At 42.3% G+C, this 13,852-nt stretch carries 16 protein-coding genes and 1 pseudogene; 5 read left to right on the plus strand and 12 right to left on the minus strand.

Features of this window, described 5'->3' with window-relative positions:
• Window positions 1–160: 160 nt before the first annotated feature.
• Both LKD42_RS10130 and LKD42_RS10135 read right to left on the minus strand, forming a co-directional pair.
• Entirely contained in the window at window positions 161–910 is a 750-nt protein-coding gene (locus LKD42_RS10130) for a copper homeostasis protein CutC (protein ID WP_248835613.1), read from the minus strand.
• Complete coding sequence (locus LKD42_RS10135; RefSeq protein WP_248835614.1) at window positions 907–2,316, minus strand: putative ABC transporter permease; 1,410 nt, start codon at window positions 2,314–2,316, stop codon at window positions 907–909. Before LKD42_RS10135 ends, LKD42_RS10130 begins: the two co-directional genes overlap by 4 nt.
• Window positions 2,317–2,670: 354 nt before the next feature.
• On the opposite strand from LKD42_RS10135, the gene LKD42_RS10140 reads away from it, so the two are divergent.
• Window positions 2,671–3,423 carry a YoaK family protein gene (locus LKD42_RS10140; protein ID WP_248835615.1) on the plus strand — a complete coding sequence of 251 codons (753 nt, stop codon included), beginning with the start codon at window positions 2,671–2,673 and terminating at the stop codon, window positions 3,421–3,423.
• Between the two features lie 118 nt (window positions 3,424–3,541).
• Here LKD42_RS10140 and LKD42_RS10145 read toward each other — a convergent pair whose 3' ends face one another.
• Window positions 3,542–4,543, minus strand: a complete 1,002-nt coding sequence (locus tag LKD42_RS10145; protein ID WP_248835616.1) for an aldo/keto reductase — start codon at window positions 4,541–4,543, stop codon at window positions 3,542–3,544.
• A gap of 140 nt (window positions 4,544–4,683) precedes the next feature.
• Here LKD42_RS10145 and LKD42_RS10150 point away from each other — a divergent pair, with 140 nt between their 5' ends.
• From LKD42_RS10150 to LKD42_RS10160, 3 genes are all read left to right on the plus strand, one after another.
• Window positions 4,684–5,112: a MerR family transcriptional regulator gene (locus LKD42_RS10150; RefSeq protein ID WP_248835617.1), complete on the plus strand. Its 429-nt coding sequence runs from the start codon at window positions 4,684–4,686 to the stop codon at window positions 5,110–5,112.
• A gap of 49 nt (window positions 5,113–5,161) precedes the next feature.
• A complete protein-coding gene (locus tag LKD42_RS10155) occupies window positions 5,162–5,440 on the plus strand; it encodes a type II toxin-antitoxin system HicB family antitoxin (RefSeq protein ID WP_022118437.1) in 279 nt (92 codons plus the stop codon).
• A gap of 124 nt (window positions 5,441–5,564) precedes the next feature.
• Window positions 5,565–6,935, plus strand: a complete 1,371-nt coding sequence (locus LKD42_RS10160; protein ID WP_248835618.1) for an NCS2 family permease — start codon at window positions 5,565–5,567, stop codon at window positions 6,933–6,935.
• Between the two features lie 148 nt (window positions 6,936–7,083).
• On the opposite strand, the gene LKD42_RS10165 is transcribed toward LKD42_RS10160, so the two are convergent.
• The 8 genes and pseudogenes from LKD42_RS10165 to LKD42_RS10200 all read right to left on the minus strand — a co-directional run bounded on the left by LKD42_RS10165 (window position 7,084) and on the right by LKD42_RS10200 (window position 12,199).
• Window positions 7,084–7,791 carry an HAD family hydrolase gene (locus LKD42_RS10165; protein ID WP_173895426.1) on the minus strand — a complete coding sequence of 236 codons (708 nt, stop codon included), beginning with the start codon at window positions 7,789–7,791 and terminating at the stop codon, window positions 7,084–7,086.
• A complete protein-coding gene (locus tag LKD42_RS10170; RefSeq protein WP_248835619.1) occupies window positions 7,788–8,339 on the minus strand; it encodes a prolyl-tRNA synthetase associated domain-containing protein in 552 nt (183 codons plus the stop codon). The genes LKD42_RS10165 and LKD42_RS10170 overlap by 4 nt, the downstream gene beginning before the upstream one ends.
• Before the next feature lie 70 nt (window positions 8,340–8,409).
• On the minus strand, window positions 8,410–8,892 hold the full coding sequence (locus LKD42_RS10175; RefSeq protein ID WP_248835620.1) for a low molecular weight protein-tyrosine-phosphatase: 483 nt from the start codon (window positions 8,890–8,892) through the stop codon (window positions 8,410–8,412).
• Window positions 8,893–9,071: 179 nt separating this feature from the next.
• The gene (locus LKD42_RS10180) at window positions 9,072–10,271 is read right to left on the minus strand and encodes a site-specific integrase (protein WP_248835621.1); all 1,200 of its coding nucleotides are present in this window, start codon (window positions 10,269–10,271) and stop codon (window positions 9,072–9,074) included.
• A gap of 135 nt (window positions 10,272–10,406) precedes the next feature.
• Entirely contained in the window at window positions 10,407–10,616 is a 210-nt protein-coding gene (locus LKD42_RS15415) for a MerR family transcriptional regulator (RefSeq protein WP_025579822.1), read from the minus strand.
• Between the two features lie 9 nt (window positions 10,617–10,625).
• Window positions 10,626–11,423: pseudogene (locus LKD42_RS10190) on the minus strand (ATP-binding protein); the annotation flags it as partial.
• Window positions 11,423–11,950, minus strand: coding sequence for a replication initiator protein A (locus LKD42_RS10195; RefSeq protein ID WP_055218792.1), 528 nt, complete (start codon window positions 11,948–11,950; stop codon window positions 11,423–11,425). The gene LKD42_RS10195 and the pseudogene LKD42_RS10190, both read right to left, overlap by 1 nt.
• 78 nt (window positions 11,951–12,028) lie before the next feature.
• Window positions 12,029–12,199, minus strand: coding sequence for a hypothetical protein (locus LKD42_RS10200; RefSeq protein ID WP_248835622.1), 171 nt, complete (start codon window positions 12,197–12,199; stop codon window positions 12,029–12,031).
• A gap of 410 nt (window positions 12,200–12,609) precedes the next feature.
• Between LKD42_RS10200 and LKD42_RS10205 the strand changes: the two genes are divergently transcribed.
• Window positions 12,610–12,849, plus strand: coding sequence for a hypothetical protein (locus LKD42_RS10205; protein WP_178264975.1), 240 nt, complete (start codon window positions 12,610–12,612; stop codon window positions 12,847–12,849).
• An 80-nt stretch (window positions 12,850–12,929) separates the two neighbouring features.
• On the opposite strand, the gene LKD42_RS10210 is transcribed toward LKD42_RS10205, so the two are convergent.
• Complete coding sequence (locus LKD42_RS10210) at window positions 12,930–13,838, minus strand: sensor histidine kinase (protein WP_330429040.1); 909 nt, start codon at window positions 13,836–13,838, stop codon at window positions 12,930–12,932.
• Between the last annotated feature and the right edge of the window lie 14 nt (window positions 13,839–13,852).

Raw genomic sequence — 13,852 nt, forward strand, 5'->3', positions numbered from 1 at the left:
ACAGCAATGTGCAAAATGAACAATTCCCAAGAAGGCACTTTTACGTGCCCTTCGGGGAATTCGTTCATTTGCACATGTAATACTATTCTTTTACAAACAGTATTTTAAAATGTGCGGTATTTCCATTCCTTACACCTGCCAGGAAACCACCGACAACTTTTTATTTTACAAATACATCCAGCACTTCTCTGGCTTCTCTGATCTTCTTTTCATCGGTTCTCCAGATTTCGAATTCACTCATCGACGGCAGTCCCATATTGATCCCTTCTTTTCGATAAACCATACGGCTGTCCAGTGTCATTTTCCCGGACATATGGAAGGTCGTGATCCCGGTCTTTGGTGCCAGATAGCGGATCGCATCTGCATCGATTCCGGCTCCTGCCATGATATCAACTTTTCCGTCTGCTTTCAGGGCAAGCTGTTTTAAGATCTCTACGCCTTCTTTTGCACTTTTTCTCTGACCGGATGTAAGAATGGTATTTACACCCAGTTCTTTTGCCGTCTCCAGAGCTTCAAACGGATCACGGCACACATCAAATGCACGATGCAGTGTGATGCTCATATCTCCTGCTGCATCGATCATGCGTTTCATCGCTTCGACATCCAGTGTTCCATCCGGCTTTAAAGCTCCGATCACGGCCGCATCTGCACCAAGCTTTCGGAAAGTACGGATATCTTCGCATAAAATATCAATTTCATGTCTGGTGTAACAGAAATCTCCAAAACGCGGACGCATCAGTGCATGGATGCGGATATCCATCTGATTTTTAATTTCCTGAAACAGGGCTGTCCCCGGAGTCACCCCGCCGATCACGAGTCCCTGACAGAGTTCCAGTCTGTCTGCTCCGCCGTTTTTTGCTGCGATTGCAGATTCTACGCTGTCTACACAGCACTCTAAAATACCCTTCATGACGATTTCCTCTTTTCTTTCATATCTTTCTGTGATACCGGTTTCCCATCTACCACGGTCTTTGCATTCGGATAAATCTGCTCCATTCGTTTATCCGGGAAATGTTTGTCTAAAAATTTTTCCAGATCCGTACGGCTGTCCTCTGCAACCGCTGTCATCTGCGGCGTTTTCTGAAGACTTCCCTGCTGTCTTTGATTGTAACGGTTCAGAGCCAGCGTTGACATGCCGGCATTGAAGATCATAAACAGGATCAGGATCCAGGTCAGAATATTTCCTGTTTTTATCGGAATTTTTTCGATCAGATTCGAAAGTCTCGGATAGATGATCTTCAGCCAGACTACTGCGGCAATCCCCCAGAAAAAGCAGAACAGCAAATTGATCCTGCCGCCAAGATTAAAAGGCAGCTTACTGTAATCCCAGAAAACCGTCCCGAAAACCAGCTCGGTAAATATGCTGCAGGCATATTCATAAGCCCCGCCAAGCACCGTTCCAAGCATAAAAATATAACGGTCACTTTTCTCTTTATATTTATAAAGCAATGCCGTGAACATCGCACAGCCAAGTCCCCATACAATACTGAATGGACCATAGACCACGCTGCTTCTGCTCATCCATCGCCCCATGGAATAACGGCAGAAAAGCGTCTCCACAAGATCTCCGATAAAAGCCCCGATCAGAAACAGCCAGAAAATCTTGAAAAAGCAGCAGCCTTCCGCAAATACCGTCTTTTCTTTTTTTGTATTTTTCCTGACGGATTCTTTGATATTCTCTGTCTTAATATTCGGATATGCCCGCATCATACGCTTCTGTATTCGGACAGTTATGGCATTGCCGAAGTTTTCCGATACTTTTTGCATATTTTCATTGAGCTGCATGATTCTTCGAAGTTTGATCTTCAGCTGTAAAATAGCGATCACAGAACCAAGGAAATCAATCCCCATCAGAATATACGCTATGATCAGGATAATCCTTCCAATAAAATGTGGGATCTGTTTTAAAATCTGCAGGATCAGAGGATTGGCAAATTTCATCATCACAACGATCGCCGCACCGAAGATCAGCAGATGCCAGATTCCAAAATATCCCTCGTACTGAAAACGATTCTTACTGTAATCCCACCATTTCCGATGAAAAATATGCTCCAGAATCAGCCCTGTCATAATGGACACGAACGCTGCCAGAAGTGCTCCTCCTATAAACAGGAAAAAAATCCGATGCCGCAGTTCCGGCAGGAAAATACAGCACAGTACGGCACAGACACCATACGACAGGCAGAACGGCATGTTCATAAAACCGGTATTTACAAATTTTCGGTTACGTACGGCATTTGCCACAACGCCTGCACACCAGCCGGCAAAAGAATAAATCAGAAAGAACCAGCAAAGTTCGTAAAATGTATAGACCAATTTATTTTCCCCTTTTCTCTTTTTCTTATGTGTGTTACTATATAAAGATGCCAGGGTCAAAATGTCGTTCTTTTTTGTAACGAAACAATTCACAGGCATCATTGATGTCAAAAGATTTTTGACTCTGACAGACAGTATACCTGTAAACAGGATTGCTTGCAAGAGAAAAACTGATTCGTTTTATTTTTATATAAAAATAATATAACTGTTATTTTAAATATACATTTTACATTTTTCTATTTCTCTGTATACTAAGGGACGGACTTTGAAGCGATGTCCCTGAATCCTGATGATCCCAACACAGATGCGTGAGCATCTTTATACCCCCGAACCAAGAAAGGATGGCGGCAGCTTATGTTTGATAAGTTATTTTTTACAAAAAACGGTCAAATATCGGAATCACTGGCTTTAGGAATTTTTCTGACTCTGGCAGGCGGTTTCCAGGATGCGTATTCTTACAACGTGCGTGATCACGTGTTTGCAAATGCTCAGACTGGAAACATTGTATTGCTCGGACAGAATCTCGCTTCCGGAAACCTGATGCATGCCCTGCGTTATCTTCTGCCGCTTGCCGCTTTTTTTCTTGGTGTATACCTTACGGAATGGATTAAGCATTTTTATAAAACCAGCGTCAAGATCCATTGGAGGCAGATTGTTCTGATCATAGAAATCCTGATTCTCGGGATCACCGGATTTCTGCCGAATGAACCTACCCTCAATGTGATCGCGAACATCATGCTTTCTTTCGCCTGTGCCATGCAGGTCGATACTTTCCGCAAATTCCGCAGTATTCCATGTGCAACAACCATGTGCATCGGAAATATGCGAAGTGCGACCGAATATCTCTGCCTGTACCATATCAGCAAAGATCCGGCGATGAAATACAAAAGCATCCACTGTGGATTTATTATTCTGGTTTTTGCGATCGGTGCCGCTTTCGGTGCCTCCTGCTCCGCCTGGTTTGGCGTAAAGGCGATCTGGATCGCCATGGCCATGCAGGTAGTCGGATTCTTTATGATGTTTGCACATCAGGATATAGAAGCATTCGAGAAATTCGAAGAAGAAGAAAAAGAAAAGATCCGTCAGACACACGCCAGAAAAAAATAAACATGAAACTATGTTTATTGCTTACCTGCATATATGTTTACTACTTACTCACACGAAAAAAGGAACTGCCGACTGCAGTTCCTTTTTTCGTTTTCAAACTTTCTACCTTCCCGGTATTTTATTTTGCGTGAGGCAGACTCAGCTCATCGATCTTCTTCCGTTCTTCTTCTGTGAAATCTGCACTTTCCAGAACTTTCAGATTATCAAGGATCTGTGTTGTCTTGGATGCACCGATCAGCACGCTGGTCACTACATGGTCTTTTAATACCCATTTCAGTGCCATCTGTGCCAGGCTCTCACCTCTCTGTTTTGCCAGTTCGTTCAGTCCACGGATACTTGCCAGTTTTTCTTCCGTCAGCTGATCTGCTTTTAAGAATCTTCCGTCCGTTGCAATACGGCTGTCAGCCGGGATACCGTTCAGGTAACGGTCTGTCAGAGTTCCCTGTGCCAGAGGGCTGAATGCGATGATCCCTTTCTTTGCTTCTGCTGCTGCCTGTTTCAGTCCGTTCTTCTCGATCGTACGGTCAAAGATGGAATAACGGTTCTGGTTGATGATATACGGGCAGTGCAGGTCTTTCAGAATTGCTTCTGCCTGCTTCATATGCTCTCCGTCATAATTGGAAATGCCTGCATAAAGTGCTTTTCCGCTGCGGACGATCTGTGCCAGTGTCTCCATGGTCTCCTCAAGCGGTGTCTCCGGATCCATGCGATGATGATAGAAGATATCAACGTATTCCAGCCCCATTCTTTTAAGGCTCTGATCCAGACTTGCGATCAGATACTTTTTGCTTCCCCAGTTTCCGTAAGGGCCATCCCACATCACATAACCGGCTTTTGTACTTACCAGGATCTCATCACGGTAAGCACCGAGATCTTCTTTTAAAATTCTTCCGAAATTGCGTTCTGCACTTCCCGGTTCCGGTCCGTAATTGTTTGCAAGGTCAAAATGTGTGATTCCATGGTCAAATGCAGTAAAACACAGTACTTTCATATTTTTGTAATCGCAGTGTGTTCCAAAATTGTGCCACAGTCCAAGAGACAGCTCCGGAAGCAGCAGTCCGCTGTTGCCGCATCGGTTATACTGCATGGTTTCATAACGTTTTTCGTCTGCCTGATACATAGTAATTTCCTCCTTATGATCTCATGGCAATGTCTGCCAGTTCTTTGCAATCTTTCTTTTTACTCTTTACAAACGATAACACTTCAAGTACACTTGAAGTCAAGAACTTTTTCTATATTTTTGCATAAAGGAGATGCGTCATGGATACTTATACAATAAAAGAAGTTTCTGAAATGTTCCATCTGCCTTCTTCTACCCTTCGCTATTACGAAGATCTTGGCATCCTTACAAACGTCGAACGCAGCAAATCCGGCCAGCGTGTCTATATACAGGGACATATCAACCGTCTGAAGACCATCTGCTGCTTTAAGAAAACCGGCATGTCGATTGCCAAACTGCAGCAGTTTTTTGCCTGCGAAGAAGACGAATCTGCTCATATCGATGAGATTTTAAGTCTGCTGAATAACCAGCAGGAACACATTCTGAATGAGATCAGCCAATATCAGACTTCTCTTACACATCTGCAGCGAAAACTTCATTATTATACAGACATCAAGACAAGTCTGGAAAATGGAACTCCGCTGCCGAAATGGGCAGATTACCGAGAGCATGCAGAACAGGCAAAATAACGGCTTGACCTTAACATTATTAAATTTATTTATCCGGAGGTATTTTACTATGAAATTTATTTATCCTGCTATTTTCAGCAAAACAACCGAAGGCACCTTCGAGGCCCGTTTCCCGGACCTGGAATGCTGCACGGCAACCGGCGAGACACTTGACGACTGCATTGAAAATGCAAATCAGGCTGCCTATGACTGGATCTATGTCGAACTGACCGAGTTTGATTCTGAGCTTCCGCCGATCACCGACCCGGATGATCTGGTACTCTCTGACAACGAAACATTGCGAAATATTTCCGTAAATATTCGCCTCACCGATGGCTGGGACGAATAAATACTCTGACAGTTCCATACTATTTATAAAACAGTTGACATAACTTCTTGCAAAATCTTTCCCTATCCATTAAGATAAAAAAGTATGTTAATTCAAACCTGAGGAAAGGAAAGGTAGAAAACACATGGAAAAGTTCTTCAAACTGAAGGAAAATGGTACAAATGTCAGTACCGAAATCATGGCCGGAATCACAACATTCATGACGATGGCCTACATTCTCGCAGTAAATCCTAACATCCTGTCTGCATCCGGCATGGATCGCGGTGCGGTATTTACTGCAACGGCATTATCAGCTTTCATCGCCACCTGCCTGATGGCACTGCTGTCAAACTATCCGTTTGTTCTGGCTCCTGGTATGGGACTGAATGCTTACTTTGCCTACACCGTTGTCCTTGGTATGGGATATACCTGGCAGGCAGCACTCGCAGCCGTATTTGTAGAGGGTATTATTTTCATCGTTCTCTCTCTTACAAACGTACGTGAAGCAATCTTCAATGCAATCCCGATGAATCTGAAACACGCCGTATCGGTAGGTATCGGTCTGTTCATCGCATTTATCGGTCTGCAGAATGCAAAAATCGTTGTAAACAATGACTCCACACTGCTTGGTCTGTTCTCTTTCAAGGGTTCTGTTCAGGCCGGAACTTTCAATTACGAAGGCATCACCGTCCTGCTTGCTCTGATCGGTATTCTGATCACTGCGATCTTCCTGTTCAAGAACGTAAAAGGCGGTATTCTCTGGGGTATTTTGATCACCTGGGGACTTGGAATCATCTGTCAGTTCACCGGACTTTATGTTCCGAATGCAGACGCTGGTTTTTACAGCCTGCTGCCTAACTTCTCAAGCGGTTTTTCCATTCCGGCTCTGACACCAACCCTGATGAAAATGGACTTTTCCATTGTATTCTCCCTTGACTTTGTTGTCATCATGTTTGCATTCTTGTTTGTAGATATGTTTGACACTCTTGGAACCCTGATCGGTGTTGCTTCCAAAGCAGATATGCTGGATAAAGACGGAAAGCTGCCGAACATCCGCGGTGCCCTGCTCGCTGATGCCGTTGGTACTTCCGTAGGTGCTATGTTCGGTACTTCTACCGTTACCACATTCGTAGAAAGTGCATCCGGTGTAGCAGAAGGCGGACGTACCGGTCTGACTTCCCTGACAGCAGCGATCCTGTTCGGACTGTCCCTGTTCCTGTCCCCGATCTTCCTGGCAATCCCGTCTTTCGCAACGGCTCCTGCCCTGATCATGGTTGGATTCTTAATGCTGACCTCTATCACGAAGATTGATTTTTCTGACTACACAGAGGCTATTCCATGCTTTATTGCAATCATTGCCATGCCGTTCATGTACAGTATTTCAGAAGGTATCGCTATGGGCGTTATCTCCTACGTTGTACTGAATGTTGCGACCGGAAAGGCAAAAGAAAAGAAGATCAGTATTCTGATGTATGTTCTGGCTGTGCTGTTCATACTGAAGTATGTTGTTCTGTAATGTAAATGATGTTGGGATCAAAAGCCCCAAACTATGATGCCTGCGGATTGTTCCGTGCGTCGCACTCCCACAATCTTTCTACGCTCCGCTTCGGTCGGCACAAAACCATTGTCCACTGGACAATGTGTGCCCTCGCGGAGCTTTTATCTTAGTCGGAGATTGCACTCCCACTAAGACAAATTTGTTGCTCGCCACTTATATCTTCTCCGACTAAGATAAACTGTTTTAGATCCATCAGTGTCGGCACACATGCATACAGCATATCTTTGATCTCTTCATCCGGCTGTGTCAGATCCGGAACCATAACCACTTTACATCCGGCCGCACAGGCACTTTTGATGCCGTTTGGTGAATCCTCAACCGCCATACATTCTTCCGGGGCAAGTCCGATCTGACTGCATGCATATTCATAGACATCCGGTGCCGGTTTTCCGTGTTCCACCATCGGTGCACAGACAATCTTGTCAAAATACTCATACAGTCCAAACTGTTTCAGATAACGTGTCGTTCTCTCCAGATCACTGGCCGTTGCAACTGCACGGTGTATATTCTTATCTTTCAGATAAGTAAGAATCTCAACTGCCCCCGGTTTTATATCCACTTTGACTGTCTTCAGATATTCTTCCATAATTTTTCTTCGGTAACTTCTTACTGCTTCATAATCCAGGTTCGGATCATTCACCATTTTTTTCAAATACTCGGGTGCATATGGCCTCCCCAGAGACCTCAGTGTCAGAACCTGTTCCCTCGTAACCTTATATCCGAAATGTTCCAGAGCCTTTGGCCAGAACATAATATAATATTTCTCCGTGTCCAGTAACGTGCCGTCCATATCAAAAATAACTGCTTTTATCATTTGTTCTCTTCCCCCGTCAGTTTTACGACCGTCATCTCATGATGCATCGCTTTCATCACTGTATCAAACATATCTTTTGTTTTCACACGGATACTGGAAGTATTCACACACGGATGACATCCGATCCATTCTTCCTTGAGCAGATCCTCATCCACCAGAAGACGTACTACATTGTTTTTGTCATTCATCAGTCCCATAATGCTGACCGCTCCCGGCGTAATATCCAGATATTTTTCCATATATTCTGCACTCGCAAAAGAAAGCCTCGCACTGCCGATCTGTTTTGAGAGTTCTTTCGTCTTGAACACCTTGTCCCCCGGTATCAAAAGCAGATAAAAATCCGTCTTCTGCCGGTTGCACAGAAACAGATTTTTGCACATTTCCACGCCAAGTGCCTCATCGACCTCTTTGCATGCTTCCATTGTAAAAGCTGCCTCATGATCCATCCTCTGATAATCTACACCAAGACCATCCAGAAAATCATAAGTACGGATCTCCTTGTCCATTCTGCCTGCTGCATCGGCAGGTCTTCCATTCTGTAATTCCATGTTGTTGTCTCCTGTTATTCCTCTGTATACCTCCGCGATCCGCCGGAGGATACAGCAATCCTGTGAAAAATCAAATCCCTCCACTGATATAAGCTAAAAGTCCCCTGCATCCACGCAGAATATCATCGTAAGTTGCATCAAAATCCCCTGTATACCACGGATCTGCCACGTCACGTGCCGCTGACAGCTGATGCGTCTTCTCATAATCCGCAAAAGAAAGCATCTTATAAATCTTATGCTCCTCATCACCGCCCACAATCCGTGTCATGTTTCTTATATTAGCAGAATCCATTCCAATAAGAAAGTCAAAATTTTCATAATCCTGCCGCGTCATCTGCCTCGCATGATGTGCAATCAGCGGAATCTGCACCTGTCGCAGCTTGTTTCTCGTTCCATAATGCGGCGGATTGCCGATCTCCTCACGGCTGGTCGCCGCAGAATCAATCTCAAAGCAGTCTTCAAGCCCTGCCTGACGGACCAGGTAGGTGAAGACACTCTGGGACATTGTGCTGCGGCAGATGTTGCCATGGCAAACGAAAAGTATTTTTATCATTGTTGTATAACCTCGCATTTCTTAGTTTTTCTTGGTTTCTCGGTCTTTGTAAGCCTTTGTAAATGTTTGCTTTCTGGCATAACCTGGTTTATTTTCGCATAATATCGTCCGCAAAAGGTGTAAAATAAGGTGTATGTTTTTCTATTTTACACCTTGCTATTTTCAATTAAAAATCATAATTACACAACCTGAATCCGGGCAACTTCTTCCCTAGCATCCTCAAGATTTACATGCGTATATGTATTCAACGTTACGCTGATCTCTGAGTGGCCCATCAAATATTGCAATGCTTTTGGATTTATTCCGGATTTTGCCATGTTTGAGCAATAGGTGTGCCGACATACATGTGGTGTGATAACAGTCATCTGTGCTTTGTAAGTATTATTATATTTCTGAATGATATGTTGAAAGTAATGCTCCCAGTGCAGAGAATAACAGATACTTCCATTTTTATCAAAGTATAAAAATCCACTTTTTCCCTCTACCATAGGCTCTGCTTTGGGCGGGTTCCGTTTTTCTATTATTTTCCGAAAGCATTCCTCTACATCCGCAGTCATAGGTATCTTTCTCGTTCCGCTGGTTGTTTTAGTCTCTTGAATATAATATCCGATCTTTGATTTCTTCTGCAATTGATGATCGATGTTGATTGTATGCTCCTTGAAATCTATATCAGAAATCGTCAAACCACAAAATTCCGAGATGCGAAGGCCGGTTTTAAATAAAATGTAGATTCCCTCATAATACCTGCAAAAATGAGGATCTTCCTTCACAAATCGCAGAAACTTACGTTCCTCCGCCCTGCTGATTGCCTCTCTTGTCACACTGTCATTCACAACCACTTCCATTAGCTGAAACTGAAATGGATTTTTCCTGATCAGGTCATCATCCACTGCCAACTGAAATGCCGGACGAAGAACTCCTCGGATTGAATGGATGGAACTATAACTTTTCTTTTCTACCTGCTGAAGATGTATCAGCCAACATTTTGCATCCGAAATCCGAACCGTATCAATCCTTCTTTTTCCAAATGGATCTTTCTTCAATAAATTGATAACTGTTCCGTATCCTGCAACTGTAGTAGGTCTGACACCGGTTTTTGTTGATGTATATTTTTCAACCAGTTCCAGTACCGTCATATTTCCGCCATTTGTTGCAATCTGCTCAAAATGGTCCGCCTGGATTTTCTTCTCCATCTCCCGAAGCGACAAAGTACGGCGCTTTCCTTTCGGAGTTGCATCGTTATGGTCTAAGCGCCAGCTATATACGCAGCACTCCTTTCCCATCTCATCGACATACTTAAATCGATATCTGCCATCAGATAACTGTATTTCTCCATTGTGTAATATACGTCCTCTATGATCTCTCCTTTTTTCACTCATAATATTTTAGTCTCCTTCATCAAATGTTCATTTAACTTGGAAGACCGTCTCGGTTTATTCATTATACCACAAGACCTTTCCTTCGCTAAGATAAAATGAATATTATTTTCATTACTATTTCTTCTATTCTGTCACTTAAACTGTGCTGGCTGTATCCAGATAATCTTCAAACAATTTCCTTTTGAATCGAATATGAGAACCTACTTCCAAAATGAAATCCGCTCCCTCATTTTCACCTGCGATTTGTCTCAATCTCTTTTCTCCAATTCCGTAATATTCTGCTGCTTCGGATACATTTAAAGAATATTTCTCCCAAACAGGTATTGTTTTTTCTGTATGATTCATTCGCAGTCCTCCTCTGTTTGTATTCAACAACGTTTTCGCTTTCTCCATTTTCATACTTGCAATCACTTCTCTCTTACTTGTGCCTCCAACATACATAAGCGTACACATTTCTAAAATACGGTCATAGATACGTCTTTTATCTAACATGGTCTCGTTTTTTATTTCTTTCAGCGGAAGATTGGTCGTAATGATCAAAGGTCGTCCTGAACGGATTCTTCGATCTATGACGCTAAAAATAATTCCTAACGCATATTCTGAATTTCGTTCCACTCCAAGATCATCAATAATCAAAAGCTGATAAGACGCCAATGCATTGATATATTCCGTTTTGTCTGCCAGTGGAAATATATCATCAATAATGGTATTGAAATTTGTCATCTTTACCATTACTTCTTGCTTAAGAAGTTCATTGGCAATGCACCCCGCAATAAAACTTTTCCCGGTACCAACCGGTCCCCAGAACAAACAGCCTATATGATTTCTTTTCATTTCCTCCCAGTTATCAACATATTTTTTTGCTCTATGCATTACCGTATCTGACATATCTGCATTCTCAAATGTCCACTCTTCCATTCTGCTCTCGTCAAAACAGATGCTCGTATTTCTGCTGACTAATTCCCGGTGCTCTTTGTCTTTAAAATATTTTTGTTCTTCTTCATACGCTTTTCTGTCACAGGCACATTGCCTGGAATGTTTCTTCATCCCCATAAATCCACCCTCAGGAAAAAATGCTTCTTTCGCTTCCCCACAGACTTTACAGTATTGCAAACCATCACTGCCTACACATACAGTATCTTCTTCTCTCATCACAAACTCTCTCCTTCTCCATAGCAATAATTTACTTCATGATATTTATTTCTTTTATATTTCTCAGTTACTTTACTAGGTGCCACATTTCCGACTCCTGCACAGCCATTTTTACGACCAGATGAAGGTTGCTTTTCCGACTCTGTTGCAACCATCTTTTCAACCGCCTTATTCTCAACCAGCTGTAAACCAATCTCATCAGATGGAATTTTTACATATAAATGATTGGGTTTTGAAAAACCACCAGATCTGCGAACCAATAGTCCCACATCATCTAATTCCTTCAATGCTGTTTTTACAGAAGATTTACATTTGCCGATTTGAGCAGACAATTCCTCTATCGGAAAAATCAGATAAACATTTCCATACTTGTCTATCCAGCTATTCTTTCTCGATATCCGTGCCCGGTCATACAAAATCATATAAAGAAATTTTGCAGTTTGGGAAATGCGCAGTTTGAGCAAAAACTTCGGAAACTGGAAGTACTGAAGCATCTGCTCTGACTCCTTCATGTATTCATATTTCATTCTTTTCTCGCCTCGTTTCTGTTTCTAATTGTTGTAAAAATCATTTTTATACCGGCTCAAAAATGTCCTTACACATATTCAAAAGATGAAGGGCATAAATACAGGTTCTTGATAAAAATTTTTTAAATTTTTCCTGTCCAAAATACCCTTACATAAAACGAAACGCTGAGAGGCATTTTTACAGCCCCCTAATGAAATTTTTTTAATTTTTTCGATTAATTGAATATTTGAAAACAAAAAAACACTCACCTATTCCAGGTGAATGCCTTATCAAAATTTCCTTATTTTGTTGTCTATGACGCTTATTCAGATATGCCTGCATATCTGCTAAAATGTAATTGCCAGCAATTATATTTTCACGTGGGTATGGGGACGTAATCCCCATCAAGTCTGCCACTCGTAAGTAATACAATATTGTCAAAATGACAATACTGTAATACACGGGTGGATCTTGCTCTGGTTGTAACGTATGAATTCATACAATAATAGGCCCAAATGGGCACTTTCACCATTTGAGCCTATATATTATATATGTCTTTCAAATGATAGCTTAAAAAATAGCTGTCTAGACGGTATGTTTTTAACGTAGAATTGATTTTATGGAAGACAAGGCATGGAATGCTTTGTACCTTTAATGGAAAAATTTAATGATATTTACCATGTACAAAAAAGAAACGGCAGATAAAAAACATCACACGAATCCTTATCGTGCTGTAAACTATATAAGAGATGAGAACGGAAATCCTATATGCCCTAATGGACGTAAATTTCTTTTCAAACGAAAACAACATGTAAGATATAAAAAATATGGACGTACAGAAGAAATCTATCCAAGCTTATTAAGTGTACCCTTTTTACATAAAACAGTGACGATTTTCAAAAAACATATATTAATGTAAAGAAACGCCAGAACCAGCATTTGTCGGAACTAGCGTTTCTTTAGCAGAGACTTATTTTACAGCCCCGTTTTTTGCTTATATTATTTTCCTCCGTTGGATTTCAATTTTGGAAAGAAGATGACTATCTTAAAGCCCTTTTCCCACGGGGAAGCAGCTTCCAGACGAAGGTTTAGATCGTCAGCCATCTTCTTAACCAGGTAAAGCCCTATACCGGTAGCTTTCTTTCTGCTGTCAGTAGAATCCCCGGTAAAGCCCTTTTGAAAAATATACGGCAGATCATATTTTTTTACACCGATGCCATTATCCTCAACTGAAAGGACATCTGCGATCTCCGAATGTATCATAGAGATTGTTAGCATGGGACTATCGCTGCTATATTTTATGGCATTGCTCACGATCTGTCCCAACATAAACTGAAGCCCTCTACGGTCTGTATAGACTGTTTCAGATTGCAGTTTATTGATAATTACAAACTGCTTTTCTTCCAGAAGTGGGGCATAGTCCTCCAGAACTTCCCCCAAGCAGTCATTCAAATTGATATCCTTAAACTGATAATCCTTTGTACTGCTCTTTAACCGGGCATAGTATAACATCTGAGTGACATCCTCCTGAAGCTGACTGCGGACATAATCCAGTTTTGCTTGCAGGGGAGGAGACATTTCGTTGCTCCGATTATCCAGGAGCATGGTCAACAACGATAGGGGCGTTTTCGCTTCATGTGCCCAGCCCTCCACATATTCTTCATAGTCCTGTAGGGCATCTGCCATACTGTTACTCTCAGTTTTGTGTTCCTGTAAAACTGATGCCAGAAGCCGGATAGATTCTCCTTCTTCCCGGCTGATGGCACTGAGCAGCCGTTCCTCGTTGCAGATGGCAGGATCACTGAGGAAATCCCGGAACAGCTCTCGGCGGGTGGTCTCCCGCTTGTTTAGTACAAACAGAATTGCTGAAAACAAAAGGAGGCTTGTCAGAACTACTAACCCACTCAAGGTTTGAAATGCCT

Source organism: Hominisplanchenecus faecis, assembly GCF_020687205.1.
Classification (GTDB): Bacteria; Bacillota; Clostridia; order Lachnospirales; family Lachnospiraceae; genus Hominisplanchenecus; species Hominisplanchenecus faecis.